Below are 18,822 nucleotides of genomic sequence, written 5' to 3'. Positions count from 1 at the left end.
GATAATTACTATCAATTTTTAATAATTTTATATATAGAATTATCAAAAGAAACAAATATACATTTACTTGATGTATATATATGGAAAAGTGTTTACAAACTTCAATATTAATATTAAAGTAGTATTTATACAATTTATTTGATATTTTTACTGGAGGTGAAGGCATGTCAGAGGATAAACATCCGGACTACGAATTAGAAAGAGATAGGCTCAATTATACAATAGACTATTTGAATAAGACACTTAAAGGTATAGAAACCTTTAAGAGAGTATATAAGGGCAATATTGAACAGGCTATGGAAGGATTGGACCCAGGAGATATGAGTTCGGGATTTGCAAGTATAATGGTCAATTCTAGACTTATGTACACTGCTGAAAAGAATTACTATAACTATATAAAGGCAAAAAATAAACCTTATTTCGCTAGAATAGATTTCAAGCGAAAAGGAGAAGAAAAAGTTAATAGGCTTTATATAGGCAAAACTTCACTAATAAGGGCGGAAGACAATGAAGTTGTTATTGTAGACTGGAGGGCTCCTGTGGCAAGTCTTTATTATGAGGGAAGACTTGGAGAAACATCTTATGAATCTGTAGACAATATTGAAGAAGGAGAACTTCTTCTAAAGAGGCAATTTACCATTGAAGAGGGAGAGCTTAAAAAGATATTTGATGTTGATATAACCACCAATGATGAGTTACTGCAGGAAGCATTGTCTGCTGGAGCTGAAAGCAGGCTTAAAGATATAGCTGCTACAATACAAGCGGAACAAAATAGAATAATTAGGGCTCCAATGTACAAACCTCTCATTGTCCAGGGAGTTGCAGGAAGTGGTAAAACCACTATAGCCCTGCATAGAATAGCATATTTCATATACAATTATGAAGATTCTTTTGATCCTGAGAGCTTTATGATTATAGCGCCTAATAATCTTTTCATAAACTACATATCCGAAGTACTGCCAGAACTTGGTGTTGAGAAAGTCCAGCAAAACACATATAAGGGTTTTATGGATAATCTTCTTAATAAAAAAATATCTCTGATAGACAATGATGATAAATTAATGAAAGTCATACATAATAAAGATAAAAAAGAAGTAGAGAATATAAAATGGTCGTCTGGTTTTAAGGGTTCTCTAGTTTTTAAAGAGCTTATTGATAGATATATAGATGACATAGAAAAAAATTTTCTGCCTGATGAAGATTTTGCTGTAGGAAAAGAAATCCTTATAGATAGGCAGTCTATAAAACAGATGTTTTTGAATGATTTAGCATACCATCCATTTTACAAGCGTGTTGAGGAGATAAAAAAGAGTCTTAGAAACAAAGTAAAACTTGTGAAGAAGGATATGCTTAAGACAGAGGAAAGATTATATGATATAAAAATTGAGCGAGCTAGGGTAAGAGCTAAAACGGTGGAAGAAAGAAGAAAATTGATTACTGAACTGTGTCAGCAGCGTGATAAGGCATTGGTAGACTTGACGAACGAACTAAAAAATGCTGTAAGAAAGTTTAGTAAAAGCTTTAATAAGAGAAGCTGGGAAGAATATTATTACGACTTGGTTACGAGTGCAGAACTTATGGATAAGTACAGTGATGGCAGACTCCCTAAGGATAAGCTCGAGTATTTCTGTAAAGTAAATAAAAACAATTTAGACAGTGCAAAATATGAAATTGAGGATTACGGTGCAATTGTGTACCTTAAACTTAGAGTGTTTGGATTTGAGAATAAAGTTAATATAAGCAGTGTAGTAGTCGATGAAGCACAGGATTTCAGCATATTCCAACTGTACACACTTAAAAAAGTAGTTAATAGTGGAATGATAACACTGCTGGGAGATTTATCCCAAGGGATACATTCCTATAGAGCTGTTGATAACTGGCAGCAAGTGCAGAGGGAAGTCTTTGGAGAGGATGAAAGTTCATATATGACTTTGGAACAGAGTTATAGAACAACGGTTGAGGTTATGCATATTGCTAATCAAATAATTAAAAAGCTTAATAATTCAGGAATCATATATGCTAAACCTGTTATAAGGCATGGATTAAAGCCAGACAACGTTACATGTAATACACTGAAAGATTTGGTGTTCAGCGTAATAGACAAGCTAATAGAGGTAAAAAAAGAAAATTTCAAGTCGTTTGCGATAATCTGCAAAACCTATGAAGAGTGTCAAAAGCTTACAGCTGAGATGCAGAAACAAGGATATAAAGATGTAAGGATAATTGATGAAAAACAGGAGAACTATGAAGCAGGAGTAATAGTTGTTCCAGCGCATATGGCCAAGGGGTTGGAATTTGATGTTGTGTTCATTGTTAATATTGAGGAAAGCTACGTAGAAAATGAAATGGATATAAAGCTTTTATACGTGGCGATGACTAGACCGATGCATAGGCTTTATCTATATAGCTTAAAGGATACTATGCCTATTTTGAAAGACGTGAATTTTAATTAAACTCAGAGCATTCAAAAAATGCAGCTGTTTGATATATAAAGGCTTAACTATAAATTAAATATGTATCAACACCAACATTTTAGTAAAACAAAATTATATATAAAAAAGCCGCGAATATGCCTATGAGCTATATTCATAGGACAAACAATAAACAACAAAAAGTGGCAAGTCCAAAGAGGCTTATCACTAAAAATATTCCTTTTTCCATTTTCTCTACTGGCTTTACATCACAGCAGATTCCAAAAACCATGACTTTGAATAGCAGGTATGTACTCCTCTGGCCAATTATTTTCTTCAAGAATTTCTCTTGCTTTTATACAGTGCTGATCAGCATACATCTCATAGATTGAAATTCATTTAACAAATATAATTTTTATAATAAATGATATTTAGTTTTGCAGGCATGCGTTTTCATGTTATTACATTGCATATGTGTATGTTTTCATGGTAAAGTGGAATTATACAATTTTGAATTTGTAAAATGAAAATTATTTGCTGTAGATGTTCAAACTTATATGCTCTGTAAATCAATAAAAACTTACATATAAAGGAGAAAATTAATATGACAAACCAAGGCAAAAAAGTAGATGTTAAAGAGCTTTTGAGTAATATAACGTTAAAAGAAAAGATAGGACAGTTACTTCAATTAACACCTATGTTTCTTCAGGAAAAAGCTGTAGGAGAGATTACAGGACCTATGGGAGATCTGGGTATTGATAGTGAAGACATTAAGAATTGCGGTTCCATTCTTGGTATAGGCGGAGCAGAAGAAGTTATGGAAATACAGAAAAACTACCTTGAAAATAGTAAACATAAGATACCACTACTTTTCATGGCAGATGTAATACATGGGTATAGAACAATTTTTCCTATACCCTTAGCTTTGGGGTGTTCGTGGGATGAAGAAATTGTAGAAGAAACTTCAAGAGTAGCAGCTAGAGAGGCTTCAGCGGGTGGAGTACACGTTACCTTTTCACCAATGGTAGATCTGGTTAGGGATGCAAGATGGGGAAGAGTAATGGAATCTACTGGTGAAGATCCATATCTGAATAGCATATTTGCGAAGGCTGCCGTAAGAGGATATCAGGGAGATGACTTGTCGAAAGATGGTAACATTGCAGCTTGTGTTAAGCATTTTGCTGCTTATGGTGCTCCAGAAGGCGGAAGAGAATATAACACTGTAGACATATCAGAGAGAATGTTAAGGGAATATTATCTTCCAGCCTATAAAGCCGCTATAGAAGAAGGTTGCAAGATGCTTATGACATCTTTTAATACTGTGAACAGTGTGCCATCCTCAGGAAACGAGTGGCTTATGAGGGAAGTTTTAAGAAATGAGTGGTCATACGATGGGGTTGTAATATCAGACTGGGCTGCTATAAAAGAACTTATACCACATGGAGTAGCTGAAGATGAAAGGGAAGCAGCTGAGAAGGCTATGAAAGCTGGAGTGGATATAGAAATGATGACAGGCTGTTATCCACAATGGCTTGAGAAACTTATAGAAGAAGGAAAAATAAGTATAGAACTTATTGATCAGGCAGTGTTTAGAATCCTTAAGTTAAAAGAAGAGCTTGGATTATTTGCTGATCCTTATAAAGGTTTAAGTAAGGATAGGGAAGCAAGCTTAAATTTGTGTGAGGAGCATAGAAATATAGCAAGAAAAGCTGCAGCTGCTTCAATGGTACTTTTAAAAAATGATGGAAGTATTCTGCCATTTAGTAAAGAGACTGGTAAGGTTGCAGTGATAGGACCTTATGCTGATGAACAATCAATTTTAGGTTGGTGGTCCTGGCAGGGCAAAGCTGAGGATGCAGTTTCGTTAAAACAAGGAATAATAAATAAAATAGGTAGTGAGAAGGTAGTAGCTGCTAAGGGCTGCGATATTATAGATAGTGATGATGATAAAATTGTCCAGGCAGTTGAACTTGCTAAAACTGCAGATGTTATTGTACTGGCTCTTGGAGAAGCTGCAGATATGTCTGGAGAAGGTGCATCAAGGGCCTTCATTAAGCTGTCAGGAAAACAGGAGCAGCTTGCAGATGAAATATTAAAATTAAATAAGCCTACAGCAATAGTGTTGTTTAATGGCAGACCAATTGAAATAACTGAGCTTTATGGTAAGGCACCTGCAGTATTGGAAGCATGGTTTCCTGGAACAGAGGGAGGAAATGCAGCAGCGGATATACTCTTTGGAGACAAGAATCCAACAGGCAGACTTAGTATGAGCTTCCCTTACACTGTTGGTCAGGTACCAGTATATTATAATGAGTTTAACACAGGGAGACCTAAAATTGATGATAGCAATACAGAAAGATATGTGTCTCACTATTCAGATATACCTAATGCACCGCTACTTCCTTTTGGGTATGGTCTTAGCTATACGACGTTTAAGTATGAAAACTTTATGATAAGCGATGATACTTTAACAGAGGATAGTTCTATAGCTGCTAGTGTGATGATTAAGAATACTGGTAGTGTGGACGGTGAGGAAATAGTTCAGCTTTATATAAGAGATATTTCTGGAAGTGTTGTTAGGCCTGTGAAGGAACTAAAAGGATATAAAAAGATATATCTAAAAGCCGGAGAAGAAAGACAGGTTTCCTTTGAAATAAGGGAAGATATGTTAAGATTTTATAACAGCAAAATGGAACTTAAATCGGAAAAAGGTAAATTCAATGTTATGGTAGGACCTAACTCAAAAGAATTAATGACTTTGGAATTTAAACTTATATAACTATTAATTCGCATTATTTATGGATATGACTGGTAGCTTTATATTATAATAAAGATATCAGTCATATTTTTTAGTTAAAAAGGAGTTTTTAGACGTATGAACATTATGAATCTTTCTGAAGTTATGGATAGATCGCTGGCAGTGCTAAAGAAATATTTTAAGAGCTTTTTTATTTATAGTCTAGCATGGTACATATTTATGATAGTAGCTTTTGTTGTGGTAGGTATAATCTGTGGTATTGCTCTTGTATTTGCAGTAAAATCATCTAGTGTAATTTTTGTTGGAGCAATAGCTGCAGTTTTTGTTATCTTTGCAATCATAGTTTCGCTTGTGTCTAACATTGGTATAATCAAGATAACTGAACAGGATTTTAATGGTGAAAATGTATATGCAGGAGATGCAATTAAGATATCATTTAAAAAGTTATTTCCAGCTGCTGGTTTAATCATCGTAGAACTAATACTTTCATTGCCGGTAATAGCAGTGTTCGGAGCAGCATGCTATATTATTTACCGAGTAGTAAAGACAGCTGCTATAACTAATAATTGGTATTCAATTACGGCGATTATGATAATAATAGCAGCTATAATATTAATATTATTATTCGTATTTTTCGTAGTAGCTTTCATTTCAGTATTCGCATTTTCATTTCAAAGCATGGTTATTGAGAATGCAGGAATTTTTAAATGTATAGGCAAAAGTTTAAAGCTGATAAAGGGAAACTTTTGGAGGATATTTGGGTCAGTTATACTGTTCTTAATAGTAATGTACACACTAAATATGGCTATTGGGGCATTGATTGGCATTATTACGGGAGCAGCCTATGCTGTGATGAATTTTCTGAGTATTAAGCAGGATTTTGTTACGTTTTTTACTGTTGCGATCACGTATTTGAGATGGCCTATCAGCATTATATCAGATATGGTGATATCTCCCATGTTCACAATAATGATAACTGTTATGTATTATAACCAAAGATTTAAGAAGGAGGGTTATAATTTGATTTTGAAGCTAGACAAAATACGAGCCTTACAAGGAGAGGAGGAGACAGGTGGTAATTTATAAATCACTAAATCCTTCTAGTAGACAATTTGAAGATACAATAAATTCAATAATAAATAGAGTAGATTATGTCAATCTGAGAAATGGTATTGCTGATTTTATAGATAATGTAAAACAAGCTATTATAAAATTTCTAATTAAAATTATAAAAGGGGTAATAAAAGGTGCAGTCAATGCCCCTAAAATAGCTGATAACTTGTCTACTATATTCATAATTATAGCTATAGTTACTATTGCTGCGGTGCTTATTGTAATAGTAGTGAAGATAAGCAAAACATTTGAGAGAAAAGGCAGAATAACAGAAATACTGGGAGAGAAAATAGATGAAAGGACCACGCCTGTAACTCTCAGAAAGAAGGCTGAGGAATTTTTGAAGGCTAAGGATTATAGATCAGCCGTTAGATTTGAGTTTATTGCGCTTTTGCTTTTAATGCATGAAAGAAATGTTGTCTATCTAGATGAGACAAATACTAATGAGGAGATATATGAGTATCTTAAAACAACAGGTTTTAACGGATTGGATAGCTTTAAGAAACTTATTAATATATTCAATAACTGTTGGTACGGACATAGAAATTCTAGTGAGCAGATGTATAACAAATGGATAAAAGAGCTTACGCTGGTATGGAATGGGGTGGTACATAGTGAAAGCAAGAAAAAATAAAGATATAATAGCATTTATCGTACTCATACCTGTATTTTTATATCTGGCATTTTTAATTTCAACGAAACTTTCTGGAAAGCTACCGCAGTATTCCGTTATCAATAGGTCAAAAACAGGCTATAGTGTGATATATGAGGCTCTTAGAAAATTAAATTATAGCTGCTATAGAGTGCTGGAGCCTGTAGAACAGCAAAATACGACAGAGTTTCAAATAGTAGCAGATCCAGACGGCAGCTTTGATATCAACGATTCTTCGATAAAAGCTTGGGTTAATAAAGGCGGTAAATTGCTTTATATGTCACCGCTGAACATTCTAAAACCTGAATACGGGAAATTTTCAGATAAAGAAGCATCCGTAATAACATACACGTATGGAAAAGGAAGCATCATTTTGGCAGATTCCAACTATTTTATGAATAGAACCTTAGTGAAGAATAAGAAAAATGCCTATGAGCTCTTAAAGGTCATAGATAGCCAGAGAGCTGACAGGTTGAATTTTAATGAGAACCATCTTTTCGCAAAGGCCCAAGCGAGAGAATTGTGGGATTTTATTCCACTGGAAGCAAGGTTTATTATATATCAATTTTTGCTTGTAGCTATTGCTTTTTTCTATTATAAAGGTAAGCGTTTTGGTAAACCTATACCGTTTTACGAGGAAGTGGAAAGAGACCAAAACGAATATTTATATGCTGCTGCGGCTTTATATAAGCAGGCAAATTGCTGGGACATTATGATTCAGAATTATTATAAGAATTTCCTAGATAATGTTAAAGGTGATAAGCAAAATTGGCTTAATATTTGGCAGCAAAAGAATCTGCCGCAGCTTAAAAAAGCTGTAAAATTAAAAGACTTTATGGATAAAGAGCAGAAGCATGTAAAGAAAAAAGAATATATAGAAATAGTTTCAATATTGGAAGAATTGACTGAGATATTGAAGAAAAGGAGAGAGTCGTATTGGAAAACAGTGAAAAAACTTTCATAAGAGAATTAAGTGAGAAAATAACAAATGAGTTAAAAAAGGTTATAGTAGAGCAGGATGAATTGATTCAATATTCAATAATAAGTCTTATTAGCGGAGGACATGTACTTTTAGAAGGTGTTCCAGGACTTGCAAAGACGCTTATGGTAAAAACTTTATCTAGAGCTTTAGCCCTTGATTTTAAGAGAATTCAGTTTACACCGGACCTTATGCCTGCTGATGTTACAGGTACAAAGGTGTTTAATATGCAGACAAGGGAGTTTGAGCTTAAGAAGGGCCCTATATTTACCAATTTTCTTCTTGCAGATGAGATAAATCGTACTCCCCCTAAGACACAAGCTGGACTATTAGAGGCTATGGCAGAAAATTCTGTTTCAATAGACGGTGAGATGCTGGAGCTTTCGGAGCCGTATATGGTTTTTGCTACTCAAAACCCGCTGGAGTATGAAGGAACATATCCATTACCTGAGGCATTAATAGATAGGTTCTTGATGAAGATTATAATAGACTATCCAAGCGAAGCTGCTGAAAGAGAAGTGCTTAAGAGATATAATACTGGACTTGACAGTGATAACTTGGAGAAGAGTAATGTTGAAAGAATCTGTACTGTAGAAGACATATTGAATGCCAGAAAGCAGGTTGAGGAGATAAAACTGGATGATGACCTTATTGGTTATATAGTAAATATTATAGAGGAAACAAGAAGGAATGAATCTATAGATATCGGAAGTTCACCAAGAGGTTCTATAGCATTGCTTAAGTGTTCGAAGGCTTTAGCGGCTTATGAAGGCAGAGATTATGTTATTCCAGAGGACATAAAGAAGATGGCTATACCAACCTTAAGACATAGAATAATTTTAAAACCAGAGCTTGAAATCGAGGGAGTAAAGCCAGAACATGTACTTAGAGATGTGCTTTCAAAAGTAAAAGTACCAAGATAGGGATTAGGTGGTATATTTGAATATTACAAAAAGATTTATTTATATTTTATCCATAGGAATTCTGCTTTTGGGTCTATCTTTCATTTGGCATAATGCACTTACGATATTTATCATTTATGACGTTATATGCTGCGCACTATTAATCATAGATTATGTGATATCAGAAAAGGATACAGATTTTCAGATTACAAGAACTGGTGAGGAAACTTTAAGCATCTATGAAGAGGAGAATATTTCGTTTGAAATATATAATCTTAGCAGCAGAAGGCTTAATTTCCAAATTATCGATGAGGTACCAGAGTTTCATTTTAAGGCGGAGAATCCGATAATTAAGAAGGAAGTGGCACCACATCAGAAGGAAATTGTGAGTTATATCCTTGTGCCTACTAAAAGAGGAGCTTTTACGTTTAAAAATGTATACGTAAAGTTTACAGGCAAGCTTGGTTTATGCAGTAAGATGTTTAAAGTCGATCTTTCAAGAGAGTATAAGATATATCCTAATATCAAAAACTTAAGAAAATATCGCCTTAGTATTTGTAATAACAGAGCTTTTAGAAACGGGCAGCGTTCACTTAAGACTCTTGGAAGAGGTACTGCTTTTGAGAGTTTAAGAGAGTATGTTCCAGGAGATGAATATAGAAAGATAAACTGGAAGGCTACTGCAAGAGAGAATAAGCCTATTATAAACCAGTATGAACCTGAGAAGAACCAGCATGTATATATGTTTATAGATACGGGAAGAAGTATGAGCTATACAGTAAGAGGTTACAGAAAGCTTGATCTTGCAGTGAATACAGCATTGGTTATGTCTGATGTCGTAAATCAGGGTGGGGACAAATCGGGCCTTCTGATTTTTAATACAGGTGTAAAGAATATGATAATGCCTGGTAAGGGCGCAGGACATAGAAACAAGATGCTGGAAGCGCTTTATCATATAGATTATACTAATGAGACTTCAAATTATGACGAAGCATTTTATCATTTTAAACGTAAAGAGCGACACAGAAGTATAGTGTTTATGCTTACTGATTTTGAAACTACTGAAGAGGCTGAAGAGATGCTTAAGGTTTTGCCTGCAGTAAGCAAAAACAGTATTGTTGTAATAATTTTTATTAAGAATGACAAACTTGAAGAAATGGCAGCGAGGAGAGCAAAAAATGGAGAAGAAGTATTTAATAAAGGAACAGCACTAGAAATGCTGCAGGATAGAAAGAGAATCATAAGCTTTTTAAATAGAAAAGGTGTATTCTGCATTGAATGTGAAGCGGAAAAGGTTGAATTTACAGCAGTGAACAAATATTTAGAGATCAAGAATAAAAACTATATTTAGTTTTTATTCTTGATAACATATGCCAGTGAAAAATATACTGCAAGCAAGACAAAGGTTACGCCAGCAAAGAAGAGTTTTACAATAGGACTTATATTAAGTGGTGTAAAGAAGCCCTCAATCGTACCTGCTATGACTAGTAGAAATATAACTCCTCCTATAAGGGATACAGCATCCTTAGAACCTTTAACTATTGAATGTTTTCGGGAGTATATGCCAGGCAGAAGTATAGACTTAGCGATTATCAAACCGGCAGCGCCTGATATGAATATGGCAGTAAGTTCGATTATGCCATGAGGAAGTATCAGAGACCAGTATCTAATTACATCGCCATTTCTATACATAAGTGCAGTAAGTGCACCTAATGTGAGGCCGTTATAGAACAACACATATATTGTGCCAAGACCTAAAGTTATTCCAAAAACAAAGGCTCTTAGAGCTACAGTGATGTTGTTTATCATTATTGTACTGGACATGAGCGGATAATTCCAATTTGAAGCGTGTGAACCACTACTCTTAGCTCCTGATAATACACTAGAAGGCAGGAAGAGTGTTGCATTGGAAGTATCATAGAATACAGATATAAAACTTACTATTGCACCTAATAGAAAAAACGCAAAGGAAGCTAGCACATACCATTTAAACTTTCTTAAGAGTTTTGGAAAAATAATTCCGATATATTTAAGAGGATATCCTGGCGAAACTTTTTTTACAGCATAAACATGGCTGTGACATTTACTTAATAATGAATTTAAATATAATGATGTATTACTGCCGCTGTAATGAGTTCTGCTGTATGCTAAATGATGGCTGCATTGTCTGAAAACATGCAGGAATCGCCTAACTTCCTCGGAAGAAAGATGGCTTATACCCTTTTTATCTATTTTAGTAGAGAAAGCCTCTAGTTCTTTCCATAGATGTGAGTTGGAACTAATAAATTTTTCTTCTTTCAAATTTTTCACCTCAATACAATTTTATCAAATAAAAATATGTTTGTGTATACAAGGAGGAGAGCATGAAAAAAATTAAGATTACTACACCTGAAAACATAGAAGTAGAATATATGCTGGGAGATTTACCTTCGAGGACGGCAGCAGCGTCTATAGATATGCTTATAATAGGTGTTGCAGATATTGCTTTACTGATTGCTATACTATTAATCAATAGATTTGCACCAACATTTTGGAAGAATTATTATGGATGGATTGTTGGAATATCTATGCTTATAATTGCTGTATTTACTTATGGATATTTTATCGTGCTTGAACTTACTATGAATGGAAGAACAATTGGTAAGAAACTGCTTAAATTAAGAACTATAAGAAGAAATGGGCAGCCAATAACCTTTAAGCATTCAGCTATAAGGAACCTTGTAAGGCTGTTTGTTGATATGACAGGAGTTGGTGTAATTGTAATGTTTTTTTCCAAGGAGCATAAGAGGGTTGGGGACATATTGGCATCAACGATAGTAATTCATGATAAGGAAGCCCTCCCTGTGTATTTTGAAGGTATAGATCCGCAGTATAGTGATTTTATACAATATTTAAGTATTGAAGAGAAGGATATATTAACTGAGTATAATGTATTGAAGGACAGTTATCAGGATTCAGACGAGCTTAGGGATAAGCTGCACAGGTATTTCAGAGATAAGTTTGAGGCACTTGGATTGCTGGAGCAGTGGGAAAGTTATATTGATAATATATAGTCGGCTGAGCATTAGAAGCATACGAGTATAAAACCGCTGGGGTACTGTTTTACATAAATGTTGTTGCTTGCTGCAAGGTTTGTTGGATATGTATCCTGAGTAGTGTTACAGAATGTTTTACTAAAATGTTGTTAATGGGACAAGGCATATAAACAACATTTATGTAGAACATAGTAGAAAGCCTTATTTATACCTACACCACTATTCATCAGGTTTAAAATTGTCGTGTACTTAAGGCTGGTCAAAATTTACAAAGTAATATTAAGATAAGAAAAAGACTGCAGCGTTTTTGCTGCAGCCTTTTAATTTGTTAAGCACATCAACTCTTAACGTGCGCATGTACCTGTTCAGCTCTAATTAAAAAGTACTTTCTTCAGGTGATTTAACATCACCGTAAATTGCCTTTAGATTTTCGTAGAAACATGTTTCAGCTGTTTTCATGTATGGTATAACCCAAAGCAAACCTATAATACCTACTATCGTAATAGTACATAGCAGTATCCAGCCTATGAAGCTCAAATGTAAGCAGAAAAGTCTCCATTTGTGGCCTTTCATCATTAATGAACTTTGTTTAATAGCCTCGTTAGCACTCATATCAGGATTATCGTTTAAAATATAGTAAGCCATAGCATATCTGTATCTTGCTATTATACCAGGTATAATAAAAAGAAACGTCCATAAAGTTGTAAATATAGTCGTCAATAAAAATAATACGAATGATGACGTAAAGTTCTTAAACCCATTAAATAAATCTTCAAGCCTAAACGGGTTTTGTCTAACTAAATTTACAAAGCAAATTGTAAGCCCTAAATTCAAAGGACCTGTGATTAAAAGAAGAATTAATTGACCAGCAATAGGTATTCCTGAAAGGGAAGTGATAAGCCCAAATACAAGGCAAAGCAATACGCTTGTCCCCCACAATCCCCTTAGACTGTTTCGTGCGTCATATCTAAGTTCGGAAGCAGTTTTAGCATAAGCATTAACGTTATTATATTCCATAAGAACTCCTTAATTAAAATAATATTTAAATATATTTTACAATATATCTAAAATTTCTTCAATAATTATGGGAAAAAATATGGTTTACAAATTAAGTTTTTTGTTGTAAAATTACCTTAATACAAACGTGTGCAAAGGAGAAGTTATGGCTGTTACTATTAAAGATATTGCTAAAATAGCAGGAGTTAACCATTCTACTGTATCAAGAAGTTTAAATGACAGTCCTCTTGTAGCTAAGGAGACGAAGAAAAGAATATTAAAGATTGCAAAAGATATGGGTTTTGAATTCAATGCCAATGCCAGGGGACTTAAATCCAGTAAAACTAAGACTATTGCATTAATACATATCAGCGGTTTTACAGGATTCGATGTCAACATGTTTTTTATGAATATACAAAATAATGTGTGCAGCATATTTGAAAGCAAAGGTTATGATGTTATTTCTACAACAGCTAAAAATCAATTTAATGGGGAAAGTAATATAAAGAAGCTTATTAGTAGTAACAAAGTAGACGGATTTATAGTTTGTGATGACTTGATTCAACAAGATGATATGAAGCTTTTAGAAAATTGTAATCTACCGTTTTTATTTTTGCATCAGAGACCTAAAGAAAAAACATCTATTAAGTTTGAATATTTTGGCACGGATCATTTCAAAGGTGGTTACATTGCAACAAAGCATCTTATTGAACAGCAGAGAAAGAACATAATCTGTATTTCATTTAATTCCGGTGAATTTGATCAAAGAACAGATGGAATGAAACAGGCTATGAAGGATAATGGTATTGAACCTCATAATGCCAAGGTGTTTATAGGTGATTTATCCTTTTCGGCCGGTGAAAGAATCATAATTGAAAACAGAAATCTTCTTAGCAGTATTGATGCTATTTTTGCGCAGAGTGATTTAATGGCTCTAGGTGCTGTTTCACAGCTGTTGAAATATAAAATTAAAGTTCCTGAAGATATAGCTGTTATTGGATATGATGATATAGAACTTTCACATATACTTACACCTAAACTTTCAACAATACATCAGCCTATACAGGAATTAAGTAGCTTTGCATGCGAAAGACTGCTAATGCAATTGCAAAATGGTAAGAATAATGACAGTGCTGAAAAGATATTAGAACCAAGTCTAGTTATAAGAGAAACTACAAATTTATAAAAATATATGTAAGGAGTGTGTATTATGGGATTTTGGGAAAGTGATAAGCAGAAAAAGCAAAACAAAAGTGAAAATGCAAGTTTAAAGGCAAAGCTTAAGGATGGGGCGCAAATTCAATTTGAAAAAGGACTTATGAATATAAAGTTATTAACAGAGGATATGTTTAAGGTAACATTTACAAAGACAGGAAAGTTCCTGAATGTACCGTCTTTTGCAGTGATAAATGAAAAAAGCTTGGAAAAATTTACATTAGAAGATAATGAGGAAAATATAGTTATCGGTACTGATAAGCTAATGATTGCTGTAAGAAAAGCAGATGGTGCTATATCAGTAACAAATAGTTCTGGAAGGCTTATATATAAAAGCAAGGAAGAAGGGTTTTGCTGGAATAGGGATACGATAAAATGTAATATAGACATGGATCAAAATAACCATTTCTATGGCCTTGGTGAGAAAACGGGCTTTTTAGATAAAAAGGGAAGGAAGTATGTTATGTGGAATACGGATGAGCCGCTGCATACTCCTACAAAAGACCCACTATATAAATCAATACCATTTCTAATTAATTTTGATGGACAGGAAAGCTATGGGATATTAGTGGATAACCCAGGAAGAACCTGGTTTGATTTAAGAGAGGATAATGACAACTTCTACAGCTTCGAAGTTGATGATGAAGAAATAAACTTTTATTTCATATATGGCGGAAAGCTTAAAGATGTAGTAAGTAAGTACAGTGATATAACTGGAAGAATGACAATGCCGCCTATGTGGTCACTTGGATATCAGCAGTGCAGATGGAGTTATTATCCTGAAAGTACAATAAAAAAGCTGGCAGGTGATTTTAGAGAAAAGAATATTCCCTGCGATGTAATATATCTGGATATAGATTATATGGATGGCTACAGGGTGTTCACTTGGGATGAGAATGGCTTCCCAGATCCTGAACGTATGCTTACAGAACTTAGAGAGCAGGGGTTCAAGGTTGTTACAATAGTTGATCCTGGTGTTAAGAAAGATGCGGAATATGATGTATATATGGACGGTCTTAAAAAGGATGTTTATTGTAAGGAACCAGAAGGAAATATTTATCATGGTGAGGTATGGCCTGGAGTTGCAGCATACCCTGATTTTACCAAGGAGAAAACGCAGGAATGGTGGGCTGAGAAGCATAAAGCTCTTATAGGAAAGGGAATTGCCGGAATATGGAATGATATGAATGAACCAAGTGATTTTTCTGTAGATAGTAGTCAGGATAGGACTCTAGCGACAGTGCCAGATCATGTTATGATGGACAATAATGGAAATCCAAGAAGTTTCAGAAGATATCATAATATATACGGCTTCAGTATGTGTAAAGGGACACGTAAGGCGTTTGAAAATCTAAAACCAGAAGAAAGACCATTTATAGTAACCAGATCAGCATATGCAGGAATACAGAGATACTCAGCAGTTTGGACTGGAGATAATACCAGCTGGTGGGAGCATCTTGAAAGTGCTATACCTATGCATATGAATATAGGTATGTCAGGAGTGCCTTTTGTAGGCGGTGATGTTGGAGGTTTCCAGGGTGATGCTACAGGAGAGCTTTTTGCAAGATGGATTCAGCTTGGAGCATTCACACCATTTTTTAGGGGACATTCAGCTATCTATACAATTCAGCAGGAGCCATGGGCATTTAATGAGAAGGTTGAAGCCATAAGCAAGAAATATATAGATCTAAGATATAAACTTTTACCATATAACTATAATGAATTCTATAAGGCAAGTACAACAGGAATTCCTATTATGCGACCTTTAGTTTTGGAATATGAGGCTGATAAGGAAGTATATAATTTGAATGATGAATTTCTATATGGTGAGAATATACTTGTAGCTCCTGTAACAAGACCTTCTGTTACAAAGAAGTGTGTTTATCTTCCAAAGGGCTGCTGGTTTAATTATTGGACAGAGGAATATATTGAAGGTGGGAAATATGTGTTAGTTGATGCTCCGATGGATGTTCTTCCAATGTTCGTAAAGGGAGGTTCAATAATCCCTAATGCTGAGGTTGTTAACTATGTGGGTGAAAAGAAACAGGATAAATTAACACTAGACATATACCTAGGCTTAGATGGTAAATACAGCTTATACGAGGATGACGGAGTAAGCAATGAGTATAAAGATGGGGTGTACTCTATGACTGAATTCAGTGTCAAAACTGAAAATAATAAGATAAATATATGCATAAAACCAGTTACAAGTGCTTATGACACTGGTAGAAAGGTTTATGGCATAGTTATTCATGGAGTGTTGAAAAAGCCTGTTAGTATAAATGGAGAAGAAATTATTTTGTACAATGAAAGTAAGAAGACATTAAGTTTCTCTGTTGAAGATTTGAAAGCTAAACAAGATATAGTTGTGCAGTTCTAAAGTCAAGTGCCGGGCATGTGACAAATTATAAAGAGTAAAGAGTAAAGAGAAAAGTGAAGGTGGGAATTCAGCTGTGCTGAATTCCTACGAATCAATTTTGTTTTCTAAAATAAAACGTAAGGAAAAATAGCCCTGTTCCAAGTTCTAATAGGGAACCTATGATAAAGACCCATTTTACTTCAATGAGATTGGAACATACACCACCAATCAATAGTGATAACATACTGGCAGGTTCAATTATAGAACTTATAAAACCTGATACACGACCTAGAATACTTTCTGGAGTTTTTTCCTGAAGTACGGTTTGGAGGATTCCGCCATTAAAAGCTCCAACAACACCCATGCATCCGTATAACAGCAATGATGCAGGAAAATATTTGTTTAATGAAAAGATGATGACTATAATGCTGTCAAATACCAGCGAAGCTGTGAGTAATAGTAGTTTGTTTTCATGTTTGAATTTGACTAAAAGCAGTCCGCCCAATATTGTACCTATACCAGCAAAGGAAAACAAAAATCCGGTTCTTTGTGCCATGAGAATCCTGCCGCCTAAATATTTTTCTACAAAGATATAAGTAAGTGGTGACTGCATAGAAATTATGAAAGTAACAATAAGGTCAATAAAGAATATTGATCTTATTATTGAATTATTCTTAACAAATTCCCATCCAGCTAAGAAATCTCTTTTTATGCTTTCTTTATCAGTACTGTTCTTGCTGATGTCAGTGTCTTTATTAATTATCTTCAGAAAGTTGAATATTAAAGCTATGCTTACAAAGGATATGGCATCTATGATAAATGCCATATTGTTTCCGATGAAGCTTACTAGAATGCCTGCAAATGCATAACCGGCTATCATTACGATCCCATTTATAGACATCTTTAACCCGTTAGCTTCACTTAAATTTTCCTTATTAACCAACAAAGGCATTAATGAAGTTCCACATGGAATATAAAAAGCTTGAATAATGCCATTAATAAGCAGAATAGCGAAAATCATTATGCTATTGTTAGTTAAGGAAAAAGTAAAGGAAGTGATAGCGAAAATTACATTCATTAATATGAAAGTCTGTTTCTTATTTTTTTTATCTATAATGTTTCCGGCGGCCATGCCTAGAATTAAAATAGGCAGACTTTGCAGCATAAATACTAAGCTTACATTAAAATCATTGCCAGTTAGTTTCAAAACTTTATCTGATAAAGCTATTGTTGTAAGTTTTGTTCCAATACCCGATACAAAAATTCCGACTAGATAAATAATTAAATTTGAGTTTTTGTACAATTTATTCAAGTTTAAAACCTCCGTTTATGTAGATAACCTGTTCATATGCATAAATGAAGATTATAAATGCATAAAAATAAGGATAGCAGCGCTGTCACTATCCTTATTTCAGTTTACCAATTATACAATGGTATGTAAAGATGAAAGTGGTTTAGTTAAGGAATGAACAGAAATAGATGTGATATAATAAGTAAATAGAAGATTAATTAAGTCCTTAGGAATTAATAGTATGTTTTATGCGAATGGAGGAATTAAAGTGAGCCTGGAAATTAGCAGCATTAAAAGAGCGCTAGCTTCTTTAGAAAGGGCAATCAACGTTGTAACTAGTAAAAAAGGAGATACTAGAACAAGCATAGATGAAATTAAAACTATTGAAGCGGGAGTTATACAAAATTTTGAATTCACTTATGAGCTCTGTTGGAAGTTTATGAAGAGATGGATTGAGGAGAATGTAAGTCCAGAAATTGTTGATGGAGTGACTAGAAGAGAGTTGTTCAGGGTAAGTGCGGAAAATAGGTTAATTGACGATGTGAATAAATGGATGGAGTTTCATAGGGCAAGAAACAGTACATCTCATATATATGATAATGAAATAGCAGAGGAAGTGTTTCAAGCATCTCTTTCATTTCTTCCTTATGCTAAAGATTTTGTAGTTAGGTTGGAGCAAAGAAATGATTAATGTTACGGAAACTGAATTAGATATTATTCTTGAGATACTTAGAAGATATGTTCCTGACTGTGAAGTAAGAGTTTTTGGTTCAAGATATAAAGGAACTCAAAAAAGGTATTCGGATCTCGATTTAGTTATTTTAGGGAAAGAGAAATTGGATTGGCAGCTTGTTTATGATATTAAAGAAGCTTTCCAGGAGTCGGAACTTACATATAGAGTTGATGTGCTTGATTGGAATAGTATATCATCTGAATTTCAAAAGGTAATCAATCAAGGATATGAAGTGATTAAAACAAGCGGATAAAACACTATGTACTGCCAAAAGATTAACTAAGATATACGAAGTAATATGAAGATAACTTTGAAGAAAATACTATTTTTCAAATAAACAAGAAAAACATTTGGAAGAAGGAATACAGAAAATAATAC

General features: G+C 34.1%; 15 protein-coding genes. 12 read left to right on the top strand and 3 right to left on the bottom strand.

Translation table 11 applies throughout. The annotated features are described in order from the left end of the window. Window positions 1-164: 164 nt before the first annotated feature. The 7 genes from helD (at window position 165) to CLORY_RS09765 (ending at window position 10,166) form a co-directional block, all read left to right on the top strand. On the top strand, window positions 165-2,453 hold the full coding sequence (gene helD / locus CLORY_RS09800; protein ID WP_079423753.1) for an RNA polymerase recycling motor HelD: 2,289 nt from the start codon (window positions 165-167) through the stop codon (window positions 2,451-2,453). Between the two features lie 562 nt (window positions 2,454-3,015). Continuing rightward, window positions 3,016-5,190: a beta-glucosidase BglX gene (gene bglX, locus CLORY_RS09790; RefSeq protein WP_079423751.1), complete on the top strand. Its 2,175-nt coding sequence runs from the start codon at window positions 3,016-3,018 to the stop codon at window positions 5,188-5,190. Window positions 5,191-5,286: 96 nt separating this feature from the next. After that, window positions 5,287-6,255 carry a hypothetical protein gene (locus CLORY_RS09785; RefSeq protein WP_079423750.1) on the top strand — a complete coding sequence of 323 codons (969 nt, stop codon included), beginning with the start codon at window positions 5,287-5,289 and terminating at the stop codon, window positions 6,253-6,255. Further along, window positions 6,242-6,916: a hypothetical protein gene (locus CLORY_RS09780; RefSeq protein WP_079423749.1), complete on the top strand. Its 675-nt coding sequence runs from the start codon at window positions 6,242-6,244 to the stop codon at window positions 6,914-6,916. Before CLORY_RS09785 ends, CLORY_RS09780 begins: the two co-directional genes overlap by 14 nt. Beyond that, window positions 6,897-7,898 carry a DUF4350 domain-containing protein gene (locus CLORY_RS09775; protein ID WP_079423748.1) on the top strand — a complete coding sequence of 334 codons (1,002 nt, stop codon included), beginning with the start codon at window positions 6,897-6,899 and terminating at the stop codon, window positions 7,896-7,898. The genes CLORY_RS09780 and CLORY_RS09775 overlap by 20 nt, the downstream gene beginning before the upstream one ends. Next, the gene (locus tag CLORY_RS09770; protein WP_139376011.1) at window positions 7,871-8,836 is read left to right on the top strand and encodes an AAA family ATPase; all 966 of its coding nucleotides are present in this window, start codon (window positions 7,871-7,873) and stop codon (window positions 8,834-8,836) included. The genes CLORY_RS09775 and CLORY_RS09770 overlap by 28 nt, the downstream gene beginning before the upstream one ends. A gap of 16 nt (window positions 8,837-8,852) precedes the next feature. After that, the gene (locus CLORY_RS09765; protein WP_079423747.1) at window positions 8,853-10,166 is read left to right on the top strand and encodes a DUF58 domain-containing protein; all 1,314 of its coding nucleotides are present in this window, start codon (window positions 8,853-8,855) and stop codon (window positions 10,164-10,166) included. Here the strand turns inward: CLORY_RS09765 and CLORY_RS09760 are convergent. After that, the gene (locus tag CLORY_RS09760; RefSeq protein ID WP_169911582.1) at window positions 10,163-11,116 is read right to left on the bottom strand and encodes a stage II sporulation protein M; all 954 of its coding nucleotides are present in this window, start codon (window positions 11,114-11,116) and stop codon (window positions 10,163-10,165) included. The genes CLORY_RS09765 and CLORY_RS09760 overlap by 4 nt on opposite strands. Before the next feature lie 62 nt (window positions 11,117-11,178). On the opposite strand from CLORY_RS09760, the gene CLORY_RS09755 reads away from it, so the two are divergent. Beyond that, the gene (locus CLORY_RS09755; protein ID WP_079423744.1) at window positions 11,179-11,868 is read left to right on the top strand and encodes an RDD family protein; all 690 of its coding nucleotides are present in this window, start codon (window positions 11,179-11,181) and stop codon (window positions 11,866-11,868) included. Window positions 11,869-12,225: 357 nt separating this feature from the next. Here CLORY_RS09755 and CLORY_RS09750 read toward each other — a convergent pair whose 3' ends face one another. Next, the gene (locus CLORY_RS09750) at window positions 12,226-12,867 is read right to left on the bottom strand and encodes a DUF975 family protein (protein WP_079423742.1); all 642 of its coding nucleotides are present in this window, start codon (window positions 12,865-12,867) and stop codon (window positions 12,226-12,228) included. Window positions 12,868-13,012: 145 nt separating this feature from the next. Here CLORY_RS09750 and CLORY_RS09745 point away from each other — a divergent pair, with 145 nt between their 5' ends. Then, window positions 13,013-14,032 (top strand): LacI family DNA-binding transcriptional regulator, encoded by a 1,020-nt coding sequence (locus CLORY_RS09745; RefSeq protein ID WP_079423740.1) that lies wholly within the window; start codon window positions 13,013-13,015, stop codon window positions 14,030-14,032. Between the two features lie 24 nt (window positions 14,033-14,056). Continuing rightward, the gene (locus CLORY_RS09740) at window positions 14,057-16,441 is read left to right on the top strand and encodes a glycoside hydrolase family 31 protein (RefSeq protein WP_079423738.1); all 2,385 of its coding nucleotides are present in this window, start codon (window positions 14,057-14,059) and stop codon (window positions 16,439-16,441) included. Between the two features lie 91 nt (window positions 16,442-16,532). On the opposite strand, the gene CLORY_RS09735 is transcribed toward CLORY_RS09740, so the two are convergent. Beyond that, window positions 16,533-17,732, bottom strand: coding sequence for an MFS transporter (locus CLORY_RS09735; protein WP_079423736.1), 1,200 nt, complete (start codon window positions 17,730-17,732; stop codon window positions 16,533-16,535). 247 nt (window positions 17,733-17,979) lie between these two features. On the opposite strand from CLORY_RS09735, the gene CLORY_RS09730 reads away from it, so the two are divergent. After that, complete coding sequence (locus CLORY_RS09730) at window positions 17,980-18,402, top strand: nucleotidyltransferase substrate binding protein (protein ID WP_079423734.1); 423 nt, start codon at window positions 17,980-17,982, stop codon at window positions 18,400-18,402. Next, entirely contained in the window at window positions 18,395-18,697 is a 303-nt protein-coding gene (locus CLORY_RS09725) for a nucleotidyltransferase family protein (RefSeq protein WP_079423732.1), read from the top strand. Before CLORY_RS09730 ends, CLORY_RS09725 begins: the two co-directional genes overlap by 8 nt. The last annotated feature ends 125 nt before the right edge of the window (window positions 18,698-18,822 follow it).

It is taken from the genome of Clostridium oryzae, from assembly GCF_002029235.1.
GTDB classification, from domain to species: domain Bacteria; phylum Bacillota; class Clostridia; order Clostridiales; family Clostridiaceae; genus Clostridium_AE; species Clostridium_AE oryzae.
The sequence above is the reverse complement of the archived record's forward strand: the minus strand, read 5'-3'. Positions and strand labels throughout refer to the sequence as shown.

What these genes read in the sequence shown, in the direction of transcription:
- CLORY_RS09745 (WP_079423740.1), top strand. Translation starts at nt 13,013, where the DNA reads ATGGCTGTTACTATTAAAGATATTGCTAAAATAGCAGGAGTTAACCAT.
- bglX (WP_079423751.1), top strand. Translation starts at nt 3,016, where the DNA reads ATGACAAACCAAGGCAAAAAAGTAGATGTTAAAGAGCTTTTGAGTAAT.
- CLORY_RS09785 (WP_079423750.1), top strand. Translation starts at nt 5,287, where the DNA reads ATGAACATTATGAATCTTTCTGAAGTTATGGATAGATCGCTGGCAGTG.
- CLORY_RS09725 (WP_079423732.1), top strand. Translation starts at nt 18,395, where the DNA reads ATGATTAATGTTACGGAAACTGAATTAGATATTATTCTTGAGATACTT.
- CLORY_RS09750 (WP_079423742.1), bottom strand. Translation starts at nt 12,867, where the DNA reads ATGGAATATAATAACGTTAATGCTTATGCTAAAACTGCTTCCGAACTT.
- helD (WP_079423753.1), top strand. Translation starts at nt 165, where the DNA reads ATGTCAGAGGATAAACATCCGGACTACGAATTAGAAAGAGATAGGCTC.
- CLORY_RS09755 (WP_079423744.1), top strand. Translation starts at nt 11,179, where the DNA reads ATGAAAAAAATTAAGATTACTACACCTGAAAACATAGAAGTAGAATAT.
- CLORY_RS09740 (WP_079423738.1), top strand. Translation starts at nt 14,057, where the DNA reads ATGGGATTTTGGGAAAGTGATAAGCAGAAAAAGCAAAACAAAAGTGAA.